We start from the raw sequence: 18,063 nt of genomic DNA, 5'->3' as shown, positions 1-18,063 counted from the left end.
TTTTTTTGAAATATTCCTCATCGCTTAATCGCTTTTCCCACATTCGCAGAATCGCCAAGCGCAAGGGATTTAGCACCTTAAAAATCAAACTTTTTTTAATCAACTCTTTCATTTTCACATCCTTATTTTCAAAAATAAAAGATGAATTGTAGCAGAAAATACACATTTGCAAAATATTGTGGCAAATATTAAGAGTGTTTTAACTTGGATTTAGTAAGAATTATGTGCTTTTTAGGCAAAAAATACTTGGAGGTTTTTATGACTTTTGTGCAGAATTTTGACCCGTTGGGTAATATTTTTTTAAGTGCGGTGGTGGCGTTTATCCCTATTTTATGCTTTTTGCTGTGCTTGCTTGTGTTAAAGATGAAGGGTTATATCGCTGGATTTATGACGGTGATTGTGGCGACTTTGGTGGCACTTTTTGCGTATAAAATGCCCTTTTCGCTAATCGGGGCGAGCTTCGTGCAGGGCTTTGCAAATGGTATGTGGCCTATTGCGTGGATAATCATTGCGGCGATTTTCCTTTACAAGCTATCAATTAAAAGTGGCAGTTTTGAGGTGATAAAAGAAAGCGTAATGACAATCACGCCCGACCATCGAATCCAAGTGATTTTGATTGGATTTTGCTTTGGCTCATTTTTAGAGGGGGCGATAGGATTTGGCGGACCTGTGGCGATTACTGCGGCGTTGCTAGTGGGGCTAGGGCTAAAACCACTTTATGCAGCGGGACTTTGTCTAATCGCAAATACCGCGCCTGTAGCGTTTGGTGCGGTTGGGATACCAATTATTGCGATGGCAAATTTAGTAGGCGTAGAGCAACACGAAGTTTCCGCGATGGTAGGGCGAATGCTAGTGCCTTTGAGCTTAACTGTGCCGTTTTTCATCGTATTTTTGATGGATGGCATTAAGGGCGTGAAAGAGACTTTCCCCGCGATTTTGGTGGCGGCAGTTAGCTTTACCGCTACGCAGTTTTTAAGCTCAAACTTTCTTGGCGCGGAATTGCCTGATATCGTTTCGGCGGTGGTTTCACTTGCCTGCACGACAATCTTTTTGAAGTTTTGGAAGGTTAAAAATGTATTCCGCCTTGATGATGTCAAAGACTTCTCATCGCATAAGCAATTAAGCATTGGCGTGGTGTTTAAGGCGTGGCTACCCTTTATCTTGCTAATCATCTGCATTGTGATTTGGACGCAGCCGTGGTTTAAGGCGTTGTTTGCAAAAGGGGCGGCGTTAGATTACAGCAAGGTTCAGCTTGTATTTTCAAATATTGGCAATAATATCGTAGATAGCACGGGCAAGGCGATGGGGCTGTCGCTTGATATTAGCTTTATCGGGCTTCAAGCGGGGACTGCGATTTTGGTGGCGGCGTTGCTTACGATTGTATTTTTGCGTATCAAATCAAATATCGTAGAAGAGGCACTTGGCGATACGCTTAAAGAAATGGCGATTCCTTGTATCACTATCGGGCTTGTCGTGGCGTTTGCCTTTATTGCGAAAAATAGCGGTATGAGCGGGACGCTAGGGACTGCGTTTGCGGAGACAGGCAGTGCGTTTGCGTTTTTTAGCCCGATTATCGGGTGGATTGGCGTTTTCTTAACGGGGAGCGATACAAGCGCGAACTTGCTCTTTGGTCCATTGCAACAAGTCACGGCAAACGCGCTTGGCGTGAAAGAAGCGTTATTTTTGGCGGCAAACTCAGTAGGTGGCGTTGTAGGCAAAATGATAAGCCCACAAAGCATCGCAATCGCGTGTGCGGCGGTGGGGCTTGTAGGACGCGAGAGTGAGCTATTTAAATTCACATTTAAATATTCAGTCGCATTTGCCATAATCATCGGCATTTGGACGGCAATCATCGCCTTTATGTTGCCGGGTATTATCCCTGATGTGGTGCAAGTAGCGAAATAGTTGTTTAAAACTTTTGGGGGCTTTTGAAATCGCTCCCAAAGTGCTAGATTCTGCGATTTTCGTGTGATTCGCAGAATCTACTTCAAATCAAGGCAAATCAAGGGGCTAAAATTCGTGTGATGATTTAAAAATCCCTTGAATCTGCTGAATCTGCTTTTAATTATCTGCCTTAAAATCATTGTTTTTATAAATGCCTAAAAATTTAGCAATAAAATACACAAAGGCAAGTGCCACAAGAATCGCAGGGATTGTGATATAAAAAATCCCTGCAAAATTCATCAAAATCCCACGCGAAATCGCCGATAAAAACAGCGCGACAAAACTAATGCGCGTCAAAAGTGAAAAAATAAAGATTTGATTAGCCGTATGGCGCAGTGAAGCGACATTGAAAATAAATAGCACAAATCCCAATATCACAAAAATATTTAAAAAGTGCATAGCAGGGCTAATATAAGCATTTGCAAAATACGCTATGCCAAGCGCGATATAGCTTGCGCTAAATCCTAAAAATAGCGCGTAAAGTATGAGCGTGTAATGCGTAGTAAAAAAAATGCGATAGTGCCATTGTGATAAGCGCGACATAAGGCTAAAACCCACGCCAAGCGATAAAAATGCGTTTAGATTCGCGCTTTTGCCCCATATAGTTGCTATAATTAGCGCAAAAACCAAAAAGCAAGAGATATTTTTCAAAGCAACATTTGGGATAAACATTAGCGAATCGCTATTTGGCAGTGATTTTATGGCTTCATTGCCTAGCACAAGGCTTACGCGAAAGCTAACTATTAGCGTGGCAAGGGCGCAAAGATGGATAAACGCATAAGCGAATCGCACTTCACGCATAAAAATTTGCACCGCACTTAATGCAAAAAGCCCAAAAAGAGCAAATATTAAAATAAGATTCGCCGTGTTTTTTGCCTTTATAATCCACCAAAGCGCGACTAAAAATAGCACAAACCAAAACGCGCTCATTATCGCATAGCCAAGCGATTCATCTATAAACGCACAGCCCAAAAACGCAATCCACAACATCACAAATGAAACCATACTAAAAGGCTTTCGATTGACTTCTATTTCACACCAAATAGGAAGCGCAGTTAGCAAAAATCCAGCAAATGCCGCACCCAAAAAACTCTGCAAAAATATAAATTTATGCAACGCCACAAAATCGCCCAAATTAAATGCCAAAACCACACTTGCAATAATTGCAAAAACTGCGCCATTTAGGAAAAAAATCCGCAATGGATATGTAAAAAAATTACTCAAAGTAAATCCTATTGTTGAAATGTGTTTTTAATGTCTCGTTGATAAAATTTTCATTACGCAAATTCTGCGCTACGCCCAAATGAATGACTTTTTCAACCTCCATAAAATGTGGCTTTAAAAAATAAATTTCATCGCTAATAAGGCAAGATTCAAGCGCATCGTGGGTTACAAGTAAGGCAGAGTGATTGTGATTTTGCACCCTATCAAGTAATTTTTCTATCAAAATCCTTTTTACCTGCGAATCAAGCCCCGAAAACGGCTCATCTAGCAACAATAAAGGCGCATTATATGCCAAAGCACGGACAAATGCCACTCGCGCTCTCATTCCGCCACTTAATTCGCTTGGATATTTTAGCGCGTCTTTTTTGCTTAAAAATAACAGCGCAAATTGCTCCAAAATCCACACATAATCTGGCGAATCCATCACAACTGCGACATTTTCAAGCGCGTTTAGATTTTCAAACAATGAATGCTCTTGGAAAACAAACGCATTTTTTGCTGAATCTATAATGCCACTCTCACTCTCCAAAATCCCAGCCACACAACGAAGTAGCGTAGATTTGCCACAGCCACTTGCGCCAAAAAGTGTGAAAATTTTGCCCTTTGGCAAATGCAAATTAAAATCCTTAATAATGTCGCTTTGTGCGATTTGGTAGCGCAAATTTTGAATTGTCAGCATAGTTATTTCTCCAACCACGGAAGCAAAGTGATTTTTAGCGATTTTATGACAAGCGATTCAAAGAGCAAAATTAGCGCGACTAATATCAAAACAAATGCTAAAATTTGCGTGGTGTCAAGGAAATTTCGCGCATCGTTGATTTTTGCGCCTACGCCATTACTTGCGCCTAAAAGCTCTGCCATTATGATGATTTTAATCCCCATTGCAAAGACTACGCTTAAATTGCTTAGCAAAAATGGCATAGTTGAAGGCAGATAAAAAACTTTAAAGCGTTTAAATAAACCAAAATTATACGCTTTGCAAACTTCGCTAAGGCGCGAATCTAACTTCATCACGCTTACAAAACTTGCCCCAAAACTTAAAGGCAAAATTGTGATAAAACAAGTAAAAACAACACTTAAATTCCCCACGCCAAACCAAAATAATGCCAAAACTACCCACACAATGGGCGCGATTCCTTGCAAAATATCTACGATTGGTTTGATAAAAAGCGCGAAACTTTTGAAATTTGCCGCCACTGCACCCAAAATGACACCACACAAAAATCCCGCAAGGATTGAACTTAACGCTCTTTGCAAACTCAAAAGCAATTCACTATTTTCGCTAAATATCAAATGATATGCGCGAATCAAAGATTCAAGCGCACTTGGCAAAATGATAGGGTTTGTGAAATGCGCTACAAACTCCCACAAACCCATAAAAAAGCAAATAATCCCAAGCGTGTTAAACGCGCCAAAAAAATGCTCACTTAGATTTGGCAAAATGCCTCTTTTTAATTTTACTCCGTCCTCTAAAATCATAGATTCGCTCCATTAAAATGTGATAGATTCACACAATGTGTGTCGAATCTAAAATGCGTTTAAAAATCACAAAAAGAAACTTTTATCAGGCATTTTTCCGCCCAAAAACTGCGGATTTAGCTCAAAAATGATTTCATAAAATTTCATCAAATCATCTGCCACTTCACTTGCTTTTAGTGCAACCATATTGGCATAAGGAATGGATAATTTTATCGCTGCTTCTGGTGCTGGGAGATATTTTGCGCCTAATTTTGCCGCGCTGTCTTTGTTTGAATCTATCCATTTCACAGCATTTTGCAAATCGCTATGCAACGATTCAAAAAACGCCTTATTTGCTTCATAAAACGCACCATTTACAATCAACCCCGCTTGTGGAATCTTTAACCCAAATGCTTGAAACCACTGCTCTTGTATAGAAATCTGCCTATAAACGCTAATGCCATTTTTCTTTGCCATTAGCGTTAGCGCAGACGCAAGCGGCTCTTGGGATAAAACAGCGTCAAATTCATCTTTGGCGATGAAAAGTTGCGCTGCTTGTGGTGGATTTGCCGCGTAAGTTATATGAATCTTACTCATATCAACGCCCATTTTCTTGCAAAGCGCGGTTAGCACGATGTCTGGAATGTCATTTTTAAAAGGCACGATGATTTTTTTGCCCTCCAAATCTTTTAGATTTTTTATGCCCTCATCGCGTGCAAAAATGTAGTTTAGTCCGCTTGTTAGCACATTTAGCAATTTTACATCAAAGCCTTGATTTGCTAAATTTATGCCGACATTTGAAGGTGCGGCACTTAACACCCAATCACCACTTGCAAAGCCCACACGAAGCACATCTACGCTATTCCAAATTTTCAACTTTAAATCTTTTTGCTTTCGCGCTTCGCCTCTGTGTGTAACTACCGCAAGGCTTAATGCAATTAACGCAGGTGCGCCCCAAATCGTTAGCGATTCAGCTCCAAATGCAAGATTTGGCATTGCCAAACTCGCCATTGTTGCCAATCCTAATTTTCCGCTTTTACCCAAAAATTCTCGTCTATTTATTGTTGTCATTTTTATCCTTTCATTTAAAAATTTAAAAATTGCCGTGAATACTCACATAAAATGTCCGCCCCGGCGCATTTACAATGCTAGTAGGGCTTAGCGATTCCACGTGCGATGCACTTATAAATTCGCTATATCCATTATCCAACACATTATCTACGCCAAGCCGAATCCCTAACTTATCCATTATGCTAAATCCAGCGTATAAATCAAGCACCACAAATCCGCTTTTTGGCGCATCAATGCCTAAAATAGTATCATATCTATTTTGCTTTGCCACGCCACGAAATCCTGCGCCAATATTGTATTTTCCAAAAGGCGCGTAATCCTCATAGTCAAAATTTAACTGCGCTTCAAATGGGCGAATCTGATATAACGCCCTTTTGTCGCTTAGATTTTGCCCATAGGCATACCAAAGATTTAGCTTTATGCCAAAAAGTCCCAAAAAATTATACGCAAAATTTGCATTCGCACTTAACAAAAACGCATCGACATTGCGCGAAATTATGTGCTGATTGTAGTTTGCCTGTGTGGCATTTGTGAATCTATCATAGATTATAAAGCGATTTGCATAATCCGCCACAACGCTAAATCCAAATTTAAAGGCATTTTCATCAAAGCGCGATTCCATATAGTTGATATATGAATCACTTGCGATTTCCGCGCTTAATTTCGCTCGATTGCGCCGCTCTGGTTTTAGAAATGGATTGCTAACCCACGCTTGAGCGTGAGCTTGTTGTCCGGGCGGATTCACTGCCACGAATCGCTCATCATTGCTTGGGATTCGCTCTAATGTAGAAATATTTATCGTATAAAGTTGCGAATCGCTTGGGCGTATATCATAGTTGAAACTCGCACTCACTGCGTGGGATTGTATCAGCCCCTCCACGCGCTTACCATAATGTGCAAACCACATATTATTTGCGGTGATTTGCCCGTTGTTGCCATTTTGTGTGCCGACTACGACATTTTTGTCCTTTAAATCCGCAATGTTATAATCATAGTGAATCCCAAGTGTGATTTTATTAAGCGAATCAGGCGTCAAAGTCAGCGTATCAAACGCGCTAATTTGATTGACAAAGGCATTTGGGATTCGGTAGCCATTGTGATTAAACGCGCCATAATTTTGAGAGGCGAATCGCTTTGCAGTGTGGCTATCTAGCGTGTAGATTAACCCAAATGAATTATGCAAAAATTTGGATTCGCCTTTGGCATTTGAATTAACGCTAGATTCGCCACCTTTATAATCATAAATCGCGCTAAAATCAAATATATGCCTATCAACTTCCATTTTCATTCGTGCTGTGCCGTTATTTTCCCGCAAGTCAAAGTTATTTGCCCTGCGCGAGACATTGCGATAAAACGCGCCTAAATTCATCGTATTGCTTAAATCATCTTTGCCCAAACGATAATCGATTTTCCCTACGAATCGCGTGGTATCCACAGGGTCCATTTGATAATGTGGCTGTTTGTCATCGGCGATATTATCATAGATAAATGTCGCTTTTAGCTCATTAAACGCATTTGGCACTGCGCCCAAAACTACACTTGCGCCCTTGCGCTTGTATCCAAAATCCACTTTGTCCCCATAGCCGTCTGTGTAGGGATTCGCATAAGAATAATGTGCCACCAAATTGCCATAGACTTGCGAATCGCGAAATTTTGCCAAAAGGCTTGTGTAATTTGAGCGTCCAAAAAATCCACTTGCAAAATGAAATGGATTCATCGCGCTATCTAGCGTGTTTGTAACGCTATGATAAAAATTGCGCTGCGAGTTATCAAACTGATTTTCTAGCTTTGATGAAAGCGCGTTTTGTGGCGTTATAAGTGGCGGAGGTGAGAATTGCACCAAAGGTTTGACTTGATTTGGACTTGCCAAATCATCTGCCATTAAATTGCCATAAACGGCGCAAAATGCGCTTAAAATCGGCATTGAAAATATATTTTTCTGTCTCATATTGAAATCCTTTGTAATAATCGTTTTTAAAATAAAAGCGAAATTCTATCCATATTTTTTTACAAAAAATATTAACTTATGTTAATTTTTAAAAATTTTTTGCGAAAATTTTGTGAAATGCTTTGTAGTGCGGTAGTGCGGAAAAATATGGCTTTGTATAATTTTTCCACCAAATTTCGCTTTTTAAAATGAAAATTCGCTATAATCGCAAATTATTTTTTTGCAAAAAGGACATTTATGAAAATCGTAGTCATTCAAGGACCAAATCTAAATATGCTAGGACACCGCGACCCGCGACTTTATGGCGATATGAAATTAGAGCAGATTCACGCCAATATGGAGGCACTTGCAAAGCAAAATAACTTTGAAATCGAGTTTTTTCAAAGCAATTTTGAGGGCGAGATTGTCGATAAGATTCAAGAGTGTATCGGCACGGCGGAGGGCATTCTCATCAATCCTGCGGCGTATTCGCACACTTCTATTGCAATCGCTGATGCAATCGCGCTTGTGGGGATTCCTGTCGTTGAGGTGCATTTAAGTAACATTTTGGCGCGAGAGGATTTTCGCAAAAAATCGCTCACAGGCGCGATGTGCGCGGGAGTTATCGCTGGATTTGGACCATTTGGCTACCATATCGGACTACTCTCCGTTATGCAAATCATCACAGAAATCACGCAACTAAAAAAGCAAAATGAAGCCAAAAAATAGCGCGCAAATCGCAGAATCTAGGGTGGATTTATGAGTGAATCAAAGCTAATTTGCAATCATTTTTATCCATTTAATAATAGATTTGCAGGTGTGGGTCAGTGCTTCGCACGGACGCCACGACTTGCCTTTGGCAAGTCTCGCAATGACGGGACAGATTCTGCGGTGAAAATCGCAGAATCTAACCAAAAAAACGCAGATTCTGCAAATTTCGCAGAATCTCGCAGATTTTGCCTCCCAAACACCACAATCATCGCACTTGGGGCGAATCTAAAAAATCCGCTTCGCACTTTTAGGGCATTTTTTCACAAACTCACGCAAAATACAAAAATTCACATTTTGCAAACTTCGCCCATTTACAAAAATCCACCCTTTGGCTACGCAAATCAGCCATTTTTTTACAATGCCACAATGCTACTTGCCACGAGTATGTGCCTAATGGAATTTTATGCGTTTATCTTTTATATGGAGCGAATCTTCGGGCGGGCGCGGATTCGCGCCTTTAAAAACGCCCCGCGCACACTTGATATTGACATAATTTTCTTTAATGATATTTTTATGCGAAGCACAAAGCTAAATATCCCGCACACGCAGTGGCAAAATCGCGCTAGTGTGCTAATCCCGCTATTTTATCAAGCAAATTACAAAGGGTTCTAAATGCAAGATGTGCAACTTTTCACCTACACCGCGCCCACTTACAAGGAAGCGATGGAGCTAGTCAAGCAAAAGCACGGCGATGACGCGATTGTCGTAAATTCGCGTGAGCTGAAAAAAAAGACGCTTTTGGAAAATGGATTGTATGAGATTGTCATAGTCGATGAAAAACCAAAGGAAATCGCAGAATCTGCGACAGATTCTACGCAAAATAGCATTCAAAATCGCCTTGATAAAATCGCGCAAAAAGAGTTAGAAAAAAGGCGCAGTGAGAAGCTTGCCCGCGAGATGGAGATAAATGCCAAAATTTCAAGCGCGGTAAAGGAAATTAGCAATATTATTCAGCCAAATTCGCCCCTAAAACCTCGACAAATCGCAGAATCTACCGCAGAATCTACCGAAAACAAGGCAGATTCTGCGTATAATCCCGTTTTCAAAACGCGCGAGATGATTGCCAAAATGAGCGCAAATGAGCTAAAAGAGCTGAAATACATTAAATCATCCATCGAAAAGTTAGATGACAAAATGAAGCTTTTGCAAAGTATGTTTTGGAATGATGTGGGCGTGCGAGCAAATGCAAATGCCGTCCCGCAAGAGTTTGCAGAGATTTATCGCATTTGCAAAAATAGCGGTATGAAAAATGAGCATTTAGAAGAGCTAATGCAGCTCTCACAAGAAAATATGCCCCTTTCAATGCGGGAAAACTCCACCACAATAAAGCGATTTTTCCGCGAGGTGCTTCGCAAACTCATCCCTTGTCGCACGGAAAATATCGATATGAAAAAAAAGCGCATTGTAATGCTCGTAGGTCCCACAGGCGTGGGGAAAACGACTACCATTGCCAAACTCGCCACACATTACAGCATTAAGCATAAATATAAAGTCGGGTTGATTACGCTTGATTGCTATCGCATTGGCGCGTTTGAGCAGCTTGCATTTTATGCGAAGAGATTAAAGGTGTCAATCGACAAAGTCAGCGATACGGCGGAGTTTGAGCGGAGTTTGGATGATTTGAAATACTGCGATTACATTTTGATTGATACGCTTGGAAGTTCGCAAAATGACAAGCAAAAGTTAGATATTTTGCGCCGTTTTGCGAGTAATGGATATGGTATTGATGTGAATTTGGTGCTATCGGCAAATACGAAGTTTGAGGATTTGCGCGATATTTATGGGGCATTTAGCATTCTAAATATCGATACAATCATTTGGACGAAGCTAGATGAAAGCAAGGGCTTTGGCAATATTTTTTCGCTCATTTATGACACGAAAAAACCGCTTAGTTACCTAACTTTCGGGCAGGGCGTGCCGGATGATATTATGGTGGCGAAAAATGACTATTTGGCAGACTGCATAATAAATGGCTTTCAAAAACCCGCTCGTGACGCGATTATACGATGATAGAAAATCAAGCAGCAGGATTAGATAGACTATTAGCGCAAAACGCAGAATCTCGCACGAAAATCGCAGAATCTCCGCTAGATTCTGCGAAATCTTTGCAAATTATCGCCATAACTTCGGGCAAGGGAGGCGTGGGGAAATCCACAATCAGCGCGAATTTAGCATACACGCTTTGCGAGATGGGATATAAAGTCGGCGTTTTTGACGCGGATATTGGGCTTGCAAATTTAGATGTGATTTTTGGTGTAAAAGTCGAAAAAAATCTGCTTGATGTTTTGCAGGGCAGGGCGAAGTTAGATGATATCATCATCCAAATCAAGCATAATTTATTGCTAATCCCCGGGCACACGGGCGAAGAGATTTTTGATTACAATGAAAGCATTGTGGAGAATCTGCAAAGCGACGCGTTAAATGATTTGGATTTTTTACTGCTTGATACGGGCGCGGGGATAAATGAGGGGGTGCAGAGATTTTTAGAGATTAGCGAACATTTGATTGTGATAACGCAGCCCGACCCTTCGTCGATGACGGATTCTTACGCCTCAATCAAAGTCGCCTCAAAGCACAAAAAGAAAATTTTTGTGATTATAAATAGCGCGAAATCGCTAAAAGAAGCGGACAATATTTTTGGGCGCATTCAAAGCGTGGCGGGGGCGAATATCCCGCATTTGGAGTTAGAAATGCTAGGGCGCATTCAAACAAGCGATTTAATCACGCAGTGCAATCGCGCTCGCAAACTCTTTGCCAAAGTGTTCCCGCAGTCTCCGCCAAGTGCGAGTATTCAAACCATCGCGCAGAATCTTTTGCAAAACATATCGCAGAATCTAGCGGAACAAAATATGCTTTTAAATGAAAATAGATTTAGTAGATTTTTGCGAAATTTGCTGTATCGATTTTAGCGAGATTCTGCGAATTTGTGCCAAAAAAGCGAGATTCGTTAGATTCTTCGATTCTGCGAATTTTGTGTGAAATCGCAGAATCTAGCGCAATCGCAGAATCTAGTGGCAAAATCTAAAAAGGGATGGATTTGAAAGCGGATAATTATATTAGTTTTAGCGTGGTGGTGGGATTTTTCATCGGGTTGATTATTTCGGTGATAAAATTTAGTGCCCCTGAACTAATCGTCCTTTGGACGCTGATTTGCACCATTGTGATTTATCTAATCGCGCTTGTGGTGGTGAGCTTTTATATGAAATTTACGGATTATGAGAGCAAAAAAATCAATATTAAGATTTTGGATTCGCGATTAGATTTTTACGCAAAAGAATTCGATAGGCGCGAGAGTGAAGCACAAAATATTCGCAAATATTTAAAGCATAATTTAAGCGCGATAAATGAGGATTAAAATGCAAAATAACATTGAAAAATACACCGCCGAGCTAAAACACTCACAAGACTTCCTAATGCTTCAATATATGCCTGCACTCCGCGCGATGGCGTTTCGATTACGCGAACGATTGCCAAGCTCTATTGACATAAATGACTTAATATCAATTGGCACAGAAGAGATGATAAAATTAGCACGGCGTTACGATAGCTCCATAAATGACAGCTTTTGGGGCTATGCAAAAATGCGCGTTTATGGCTCAATGTTAGATTATTTGCGCGAATTAGACATAGTCTCGCGCTCATCACGCAAACTAATCAAATCCATCGACAAAGAAGTCTCCAAATATTTCAACGAAAATGAAGAAGAGCCCACCGATGAATATTTAGCCGAAGTTTTGGGCGAAGATGTCAAAAAAATCAAAGAGGCGCGAATCGCATCAGATATTTACACCGTAATCCCAATCGATGAGCAGTATAACGCCATAATCGCGGATAATGTAGTCGAAAATATCCAAAAAGATGAGTTAGTTGGCATAATCCAAAATATTTTAAGCACGCTAGGCAAAAGAGAGCAGATGATAATCCAAATGTATTATTTTGATGAACTCTCGCTAGGCGAAATTAGCGAGATTCTGCATATTACAAGCTCGCGCATTTCGCAAATCCACAAAGAAGTCATTAAAAAAATCCGCAATCGTTTAGGGGATATCGATGGCTGATATTTTAAGCCAAGAGGAAATTGACGCCCTACTTGAAGTTGTGGAGGATGATAGCAAGGATGAGAGGGATTTTACAAATGAGATTTTGCATAAAAAGCAAGTAACGCTTTATGACTTTAAACGCCCAAATCGCGTTAGCAAAGAGCAACTTCGCGCATTTCGTGGGATTCACGATAAGATGGCGCGGAATCTTAGTTCGCAGATTTCGGCGATTATGCGCTCTATTGTGGAGATTCAGTTGCATTCAGTCGACCAAATGACTTATGGCGAATTTTTGATGAGTTTGCCAAGCCCGACAAGTTTTAATATTTTCTCTATGCGCCCATTAGATGGTAGCGGCGTTTTGGAGATAAACCAATCAATCGCTTTCCCTATGATTGATAGGCTTTTGGGTGGCAATGGCGAGCCCTATGAAGTCAATAGAGAATTTAGCGACATTGAATTAAGCCTAATTGATACGATTTTGCGCTATGTGATGAGCAATCTAAAAGAAGCGTGGAGTTCTATTACAGAGATTTACCCTGCTGTTGATGCAAAAGAGAGTTCGCCTAGCGTTATTCAAATCGTGGCGCAAAATGAAATTGTCATTATGGTTGTTATGGAAATCACAATCGGGCATAGTAGCGGAATGATGAATATTTGCTATCCTGTGATTTCGCTTGAATCGGTGCTATCCCGCCTTGCAAGCCGTGATTTAATGTTAAGCGAGACAAACTCCAAAAAATCCCGCAACAAAGAATTGCAAGTGCTAATCGGCGGTGCATTAGTCAATGTATCGGCAATGCTTGGCTCTGCGCGTTTGAGTTTGGAGGAAGTGTTAGAATTGCAAGTAGGCGATACGATTCGCTTGGATAGAGTGGCAGATGATACCATTATCGTAAATATTGATGAGAGAGACAAATATATCGCAGAAATTGGATTGCAACGATATAGAAAAACTATAAAAATAAAAGATATAATAGAAACCGAAAAAGACAAAGTCAAAGAAGTGCTAGAAATGTTAGAAAACAACCGCAAACACCGCGTAGAAAATCTCCGCGCAGATGAAGAGGAAGTGTGAAAATGACGGATTTTTTGAATCTTATTAAGGGCGAGTGTATCTCAACGATTGAAGGGCTCACAGGGCGCAGGGCAGATATTGGCGAAGGCGTAGTCGGCGGGATTTCATCGCTAAATATTACGCCACCCTTTGCCAAAATCACCCTTGAAGCAAATAGCGAAAAGTTGCTTTTCATCGCGCCAAATGCCCTTTGCGTGGCATTAGCGGACTTAATGCTTGGTGGAGAGATGGTAGATTCTGCGATTGGCGATATTCAAGTATCAAACGATGATTTGGACGCGACAAAAGAGATTGTGGCAAATATTTTTAGCGCACTCTCCACCGCACTCAAAGCGCAAAAGTCGCTCCCACCGCTTGATTTCAAAGTCACAAATGCCGAGATTTTGCAAGGCAATATGCGTTTTGGCGGATTTGAAAAGGGGTGCGAATTTGCCTTCAATCTCGCGCAGTTGCACTCAAACTTTGTGATTTTATTTAATAGCGAACTTGAAAATGCGATACTTGGCAAAGCAGAATCTACCCCAAAACCGCCAAAAGATTTGGCAAATAGCGGAGATTCTGCGATTTTGGGCAGTGCGCAATCGCGAAATATCGCAATGTTGCTTGATGTCAAAATGCAAGTGCGAGTGCGAATCGGACAAAAGAAAATGCTTTTGAAAGATGTCATTTCGATGGATATTGGCAGCGTGATTGAGCTAAATCAACTTGCAAACGACCCGCTTGATATTTTAGTCGATGATAAAGTCATCGCAAAAGGCGAAGTTGTGATAATCGATGGCAACTTTGGCGTCCAAATCACCGAAATCGGCACAAAAAAAGAGCGATTGGAGCAGTTAAAAGGGTAGGGTGATTTGCTTTTTATCTTGGGAGATTCTGCGAGATTTGATTTGATGAGATTCTGCGGAATTTAGGGCAGATTTTGCGGTAGATTTGATTTGAATTTTTTGCATTAGATTCTGCGAAATGCGCCAAAATCGAAGAGCTTGGGATTTTAGATGGGGTATGATTTTGCGGTAGATTTGTGCGCTAGATTTTGCGAAATTTAGGGCAGATTCTGCGATTTTTGTGTGAAATTTGATTTGATTAGATTCTGCGATTCGCAGAATCTGCTTTTTGTTCCCCATCCCTTGCGGAGGGGGATTAAGGGGGTGGGTAATTTCTCACAGAATCTAGTGCGCCATTTCGTCATTGCGAGGCGCACGAAGCGAAGCGAGTGCAACGAAGCAATCCACATATTAGATTCTGTAAAAAACGCAGAATCTGAAAATAAAAAAATTGTCATTCTCGCGCAAAGCAAAAAAATCTTAAAAATTCAAATGCTTTTAAGAATTTTTTAATTTGATTCAAACTAAAATGCGGATTTTATTTTGAAATTTTCACACAAAAGGCACATTTTGAAACGCAATGATTTTATAAATCGCAGAATCTCACTTTTAGAAACTCTCTTGGGGGGGGGGATTTGCTCTTTATCTAACTGATTTTTTATCTCACTTATCCCAAATTCACGCGTTAAATTTTAAAAATCCACTTTATTACTTTTTGGATTGCTTCGTTGCACTTTGTGCGCCTCGCAATGACAAAAACTTCACTTTTCTAACTACTTACAAAGGAATCCAAATGATTACATAAAATAATTTCGCGCACAAGATTCGCGCGTGGATTTTAAGTCGGCGGTTAGGCAATGTTACAAACAAGATTCGCTCCAAAATGGCGAACATAATTTTAAAACTTCAAAACAAAAGGAGAGAAAAATGAGTAAGTTAAGATTACTTGTAGGCGTGTGTATTTGTGGCGCAATGTTTAGCGGTTGCGCGGTTGGCGATATATTTGGCGGATTGTTTGGCGTTGGCACAATCCAAAGAGCAGAATCTGTAAAGGACATAAAAGATTGTATCCCTACGGATTTAAAAGAGCGCATAAGCAGTCGAATTACAGCACAGATGAGGTAAATAATCAGCGATTTAGAGAAAATTATGCGCATTATGTGGATATTTTTATGGGAAGCGATGGAAAATGCAATGATTTGGCAATCGCATCATACAATGAAGCTATCAAAAAGGCTAAAAAAGTGCCTTCTAATATCAAAGAAGAAGAGGCATTTGAAAAAGAGTGGAATGTATGTGTAAAAATGCCCGAGTGGTTGGAAACAAAGTTAGATGGATATATCGCTCAAAATAAAGGCAATGACAAAGTCTATACAGAGGCTTTGAAGTTAAAAACAGATTGGGCGGAATGGATTGGTAAATCGCATTCACTTGCCGCCAAACAATGTCGCGCTGGAAAAGCGGCTCTACAAGCCATAGAGAGCGAATCGATAAATTTAGGCAGTGGCAAAAAGGCAAAATGTGCGAATTTAGATTACAAAGACGCCTCCAAATGCTTGGCACATTATAAAACAGCCTATATCAAATCACTTCAATCGCAGTTAAAAAATGCAGGTGGTTGCACACCAGCGGATTTGAGATTGCGACTAATGACTTATGAAAGCAAAGGCAAAGATTATAGCAATTACTACGAGGATGCTTTTAAGGACAGCTATGCTAACAATAGCGAGTGCAACAAATGGCTAGTTAGTGCGTATAATGAAACCATAAGAAACACAAAAACTTTGCCCATCACTTTTGAGGAAGAAAAAGCATTTGAAAATGAGTGGCTAATATGCGATGCAATGCCAAAATGGTTAGAAACAAATTTGGATAAATACATTCGGCAAAATAGGGATAATGATGTCGAATATATAAGGGCGTCAAAATTTAAAGAGCAATGGCAAAAGAAACTATCAGGACAATCAAGTCTTGTTACTAATAAAAATGTTACGCGTTATAAGAATATGACAGATGACGCTAGTGCGGCAGATTGCCTTGCTAGTAGAAAAGCAAAAGCTGCCATTGAAAATGACTACATAAATTTAGGCAATGGCAAAAAGGCAAAATGCAAGGATTTAAGCTGGGGTGAATCCAAGCAATGTATGAATCTCTTTGATGATGTCTATGACAAAATCTACGAAAAAACCAAAGCGGAGCTAGACATCAAAAGAGAGCGCGAAGAATACGAAAAGAAAAATAAAAAGTAGCGCGATTTTGAAAAGGCGCGAATCGCGAATCTATTTTTTTAGATTCGCGTGAAATTTTCGTCATTACTAATATAGATTCTGCGAATCGCAGAATCTTGCACGAAAATCGCAGAATCTGCGCCAAAAAACTATTTAGATTCTGCGGAATCGAACAAAAAATCGCAGAATCTAATTATAGATTGCCACGATTTTGCTTCGCAAATGCAGGGTTTGCAAGCACGCCTCGCAATGACAAATTTATCAGATTCTGCGTTTCACTTAATCTTGCAAAAATCCCTTATCGCTTCGATTTTGTCTGTTTTTTCCCAGCTAAATTCACTTAGTTCGCGTCCAAAGTGTCCATACGCTGCGGTTTTACGATAGATTGGGCGGAGCAAGTCAAGCGATTCGATTATGCCTTTTGGCGTTAGGCGAAAGGTGTTTTTCACACATTCTGTCAGCACAGAATCTTCCACTTTGCCCGTGCCTTGCGTATCTACCAAAATCGATACAGGCTCTACCACGCCGATAGCATAAGCTAGCTGCACCACTGCTTTGTCGCACACGCCACTTGCCACGAGATTTTTCGCCACATAGCGAGCCGCATACGCCGCGCTTCTATCGACTTTGCTAGGGTCTTTGCCGCTAAATGCACCGCCTCCGTGCGGACAGCTCCCGCCGTAAGTATCCACGATGATTTTGCGCCCTGTGAGCCCCGCATCGCCTTGCGGTCCGCCGATGACAAATTTGCCTGTGGGATTGACAAAGTAGCGGATATTATCGCTTAGATATTCCTTTGGTAGGACTTTTTGGACGATTTCTGCTATCACGGCGTCTTTTAGGTGGCTTTGTTGCGTTTCTGGGCTGTGTTGCGTAGAGATGACAATCGTATCAATGCTCTTTGGAATGCCATTTTCATAGCGCACGGTTACTTGGGATTTGCCATCAGGGCGCAAAAATGGCAAAGTGCCGTCTTTGCGCTTTGCCGCTAAGCCCTCTGTGAGCCTGTGTGAGAGCCAAATAGGCAGTGGCATAAGGCTAGGAGTCTCCCTGCACGCATAGCCAAACATAAGCCCTTGGTCGCCTGCGCCGATTTCGCCATCTTCTCTATCGACGCCTTGATTGATGTCAGGGCTTTGCTCGCCTATGCCATTTAGCACCGCGCAGGACTTGTAGTCAAAGCCATATAGCGCGTCTGTGTAGCCGATGTCTTGCACCACTTCGCGTGCGATGTCTTGCATAGGCGCGTAAATGCTAGTTTTTAGCTCGCCTGCGATTACGCAAAAGCCATTGCTAAGTAGCGTTTCACACGCCACACGCGCACTTTTATCGCGCGCGATTATGTAGTCTAGCACTGCATCGCTGATTTGGTCAGCCATTTTGTCTGGATGTCCCTCTGTAACGGATTCGCTTGTGAAAAGAAAAGATTTCATTAAATTCACCTCGTATTTGAAATTTTGATAAAAAATACGGGCGAAATTGTAGCACAAAAACTTAA

Annotated in this window: 19 protein-coding genes; 11 read left to right on the top strand and 8 right to left on the bottom strand. The window is 40.9% G+C overall.

Annotated features, from left to right (window positions below):
- Nucleotides 1-258 precede the first annotated feature (258 nt).
- Entirely contained in the window at nucleotides 259-1,905 is a 1,647-nt protein-coding gene (locus tag ACWIUE_RS10495; protein ID WP_454136704.1) for a lactate permease LctP family transporter, read from the top strand.
- 156 nt (nucleotides 1,906-2,061) lie between these two features.
- Here ACWIUE_RS10495 and ACWIUE_RS10490 read toward each other — a convergent pair whose 3' ends face one another.
- The 5 genes from ACWIUE_RS10490 to ACWIUE_RS10470 all read right to left on the bottom strand — a co-directional run bounded on the left by ACWIUE_RS10490 (nucleotide 2,062) and on the right by ACWIUE_RS10470 (nucleotide 7,645).
- The gene (locus tag ACWIUE_RS10490) at nucleotides 2,062-3,168 is read right to left on the bottom strand and encodes an NnrS family protein (protein ID WP_454136703.1); all 1,107 of its coding nucleotides are present in this window, start codon (nucleotides 3,166-3,168) and stop codon (nucleotides 2,062-2,064) included.
- Entirely contained in the window at nucleotides 3,161-3,847 is a 687-nt protein-coding gene (locus ACWIUE_RS10485; protein ID WP_454136702.1) for an ATP-binding cassette domain-containing protein, read from the bottom strand. The genes ACWIUE_RS10490 and ACWIUE_RS10485 overlap by 8 nt, the downstream gene beginning before the upstream one ends.
- 2 nt (nucleotides 3,848-3,849) lie before the next feature.
- The gene (locus tag ACWIUE_RS10480; protein ID WP_454136701.1) at nucleotides 3,850-4,647 is read right to left on the bottom strand and encodes an ABC transporter permease; all 798 of its coding nucleotides are present in this window, start codon (nucleotides 4,645-4,647) and stop codon (nucleotides 3,850-3,852) included.
- A 66-nt stretch (nucleotides 4,648-4,713) separates the two neighbouring features.
- Nucleotides 4,714-5,697, bottom strand: coding sequence for an ABC transporter substrate-binding protein (locus ACWIUE_RS10475; RefSeq protein WP_454136700.1), 984 nt, complete (start codon nucleotides 5,695-5,697; stop codon nucleotides 4,714-4,716).
- 22 nt (nucleotides 5,698-5,719) lie between these two features.
- Nucleotides 5,720-7,645 carry a TonB-dependent receptor domain-containing protein gene (locus tag ACWIUE_RS10470; protein ID WP_454136699.1) on the bottom strand — a complete coding sequence of 642 codons (1,926 nt, stop codon included), beginning with the start codon at nucleotides 7,643-7,645 and terminating at the stop codon, nucleotides 5,720-5,722.
- Between the two features lie 237 nt (nucleotides 7,646-7,882).
- Between ACWIUE_RS10470 and aroQ the strand changes: the two genes are divergently transcribed.
- The 8 genes from aroQ to fliY all read left to right on the top strand — a co-directional run bounded on the left by aroQ (nucleotide 7,883) and on the right by fliY (nucleotide 14,358).
- Nucleotides 7,883-8,353, top strand: coding sequence for a type II 3-dehydroquinate dehydratase (gene aroQ / locus ACWIUE_RS10465; protein ID WP_454136698.1), 471 nt, complete (start codon nucleotides 7,883-7,885; stop codon nucleotides 8,351-8,353).
- 168 nt (nucleotides 8,354-8,521) lie between these two features.
- Nucleotides 8,522-9,007, top strand: coding sequence for a 2-amino-4-hydroxy-6-hydroxymethyldihydropteridine diphosphokinase (gene folK, locus ACWIUE_RS10460; RefSeq protein ID WP_454136705.1), 486 nt, complete (start codon nucleotides 8,522-8,524; stop codon nucleotides 9,005-9,007).
- Nucleotides 9,008-10,405 (top strand): flagellar biosynthesis protein FlhF, encoded by a 1,398-nt coding sequence (gene flhF, locus ACWIUE_RS10455; RefSeq protein WP_454136697.1) that lies wholly within the window; start codon nucleotides 9,008-9,010, stop codon nucleotides 10,403-10,405.
- Nucleotides 10,402-11,304 (top strand): P-loop NTPase, encoded by a 903-nt coding sequence (locus ACWIUE_RS10450; protein WP_454136696.1) that lies wholly within the window; start codon nucleotides 10,402-10,404, stop codon nucleotides 11,302-11,304. Before flhF ends, ACWIUE_RS10450 begins: the two co-directional genes overlap by 4 nt.
- 128 nt (nucleotides 11,305-11,432) lie before the next feature.
- The gene (locus tag ACWIUE_RS10445) at nucleotides 11,433-11,750 is read left to right on the top strand and encodes a hypothetical protein (protein ID WP_454136695.1); all 318 of its coding nucleotides are present in this window, start codon (nucleotides 11,433-11,435) and stop codon (nucleotides 11,748-11,750) included.
- A 1-nt stretch (nucleotide 11,751) separates the two neighbouring features.
- On the top strand, nucleotides 11,752-12,453 hold the full coding sequence (locus tag ACWIUE_RS10440) for an RNA polymerase sigma factor FliA (RefSeq protein ID WP_454136694.1): 702 nt from the start codon (nucleotides 11,752-11,754) through the stop codon (nucleotides 12,451-12,453).
- Complete coding sequence (gene fliM / locus ACWIUE_RS10435) at nucleotides 12,446-13,513, top strand: flagellar motor switch protein FliM (protein WP_454136693.1); 1,068 nt, start codon at nucleotides 12,446-12,448, stop codon at nucleotides 13,511-13,513. The genes ACWIUE_RS10440 and fliM overlap by 8 nt, the downstream gene beginning before the upstream one ends.
- A 2-nt stretch (nucleotides 13,514-13,515) precedes the next feature.
- The gene (gene fliY / locus ACWIUE_RS10430) at nucleotides 13,516-14,358 is read left to right on the top strand and encodes a flagellar motor switch protein FliY (protein WP_454136692.1); all 843 of its coding nucleotides are present in this window, start codon (nucleotides 13,516-13,518) and stop codon (nucleotides 14,356-14,358) included.
- Here fliY and ACWIUE_RS10425 read toward each other — a convergent pair.
- Entirely contained in the window at nucleotides 14,347-14,637 is a 291-nt protein-coding gene (locus tag ACWIUE_RS10425) for a hypothetical protein (protein WP_454136691.1), read from the bottom strand. The genes fliY and ACWIUE_RS10425 overlap by 12 nt on opposite strands.
- Nucleotides 14,556-14,795, bottom strand: coding sequence for a hypothetical protein (locus tag ACWIUE_RS10420; protein ID WP_454136690.1), 240 nt, complete (start codon nucleotides 14,793-14,795; stop codon nucleotides 14,556-14,558). The genes ACWIUE_RS10425 and ACWIUE_RS10420 overlap by 82 nt, the downstream gene beginning before the upstream one ends.
- Before the next feature lie 469 nt (nucleotides 14,796-15,264).
- On the opposite strand from ACWIUE_RS10420, the gene ACWIUE_RS10415 reads away from it, so the two are divergent.
- Nucleotides 15,265-15,462: a hypothetical protein gene (locus tag ACWIUE_RS10415; RefSeq protein ID WP_454136689.1), complete on the top strand. Its 198-nt coding sequence runs from the start codon at nucleotides 15,265-15,267 to the stop codon at nucleotides 15,460-15,462.
- Nucleotides 15,402-16,586, top strand: coding sequence for a hypothetical protein (locus tag ACWIUE_RS10410; protein ID WP_454136688.1), 1,185 nt, complete (start codon nucleotides 15,402-15,404; stop codon nucleotides 16,584-16,586). The genes ACWIUE_RS10415 and ACWIUE_RS10410 overlap by 61 nt, the downstream gene beginning before the upstream one ends.
- Before the next feature lie 254 nt (nucleotides 16,587-16,840).
- On the opposite strand, the gene metK is transcribed toward ACWIUE_RS10410, so the two are convergent.
- The gene (gene metK / locus ACWIUE_RS10405) at nucleotides 16,841-17,998 is read right to left on the bottom strand and encodes a methionine adenosyltransferase (RefSeq protein ID WP_454136687.1); all 1,158 of its coding nucleotides are present in this window, start codon (nucleotides 17,996-17,998) and stop codon (nucleotides 16,841-16,843) included.
- Nucleotides 17,999-18,063: the final 65 nt, after the last annotated feature.

The organism is Helicobacter sp. 23-1045 (genome assembly GCF_053654655.1).
Note: the sequence above shows the minus strand (reverse complement) of the source record. Positions and strands in the feature narration are given on the sequence as shown.

Coding starts and splice junctions, on each gene's coding strand:
- ACWIUE_RS10475 (WP_454136700.1), bottom strand. CDS start 5,697: ATGACAACAATAAATAGACGAGAATTTTTGGGTAAAAGCGGAAAATTA.
- aroQ (WP_454136698.1), top strand. CDS start 7,883: ATGAAAATCGTAGTCATTCAAGGACCAAATCTAAATATGCTAGGACAC.
- ACWIUE_RS10450 (WP_454136696.1), top strand. CDS start 10,402: ATGATAGAAAATCAAGCAGCAGGATTAGATAGACTATTAGCGCAAAAC.
- fliM (WP_454136693.1), top strand. CDS start 12,446: ATGGCTGATATTTTAAGCCAAGAGGAAATTGACGCCCTACTTGAAGTT.
- ACWIUE_RS10415 (WP_454136689.1), top strand. CDS start 15,265: ATGAGTAAGTTAAGATTACTTGTAGGCGTGTGTATTTGTGGCGCAATG.
- ACWIUE_RS10485 (WP_454136702.1), bottom strand. CDS start 3,847: ATGCTGACAATTCAAAATTTGCGCTACCAAATCGCACAAAGCGACATT.
- ACWIUE_RS10480 (WP_454136701.1), bottom strand. CDS start 4,647: ATGATTTTAGAGGACGGAGTAAAATTAAAAAGAGGCATTTTGCCAAAT.
- flhF (WP_454136697.1), top strand. CDS start 9,008: ATGCAAGATGTGCAACTTTTCACCTACACCGCGCCCACTTACAAGGAA.
- ACWIUE_RS10495 (WP_454136704.1), top strand. CDS start 259: ATGACTTTTGTGCAGAATTTTGACCCGTTGGGTAATATTTTTTTAAGT.
- ACWIUE_RS10440 (WP_454136694.1), top strand. CDS start 11,752: ATGCAAAATAACATTGAAAAATACACCGCCGAGCTAAAACACTCACAA.
- ACWIUE_RS10420 (WP_454136690.1), bottom strand. CDS start 14,795: ATGACAATTTTTTTATTTTCAGATTCTGCGTTTTTTACAGAATCTAAT.
- metK (WP_454136687.1), bottom strand. CDS start 17,998: ATGAAATCTTTTCTTTTCACAAGCGAATCCGTTACAGAGGGACATCCA.
- fliY (WP_454136692.1), top strand. CDS start 13,516: ATGACGGATTTTTTGAATCTTATTAAGGGCGAGTGTATCTCAACGATT.
- ACWIUE_RS10470 (WP_454136699.1), bottom strand. CDS start 7,645: ATGAGACAGAAAAATATATTTTCAATGCCGATTTTAAGCGCATTTTGC.
- ACWIUE_RS10425 (WP_454136691.1), bottom strand. CDS start 14,637: ATGGGGAACAAAAAGCAGATTCTGCGAATCGCAGAATCTAATCAAATC.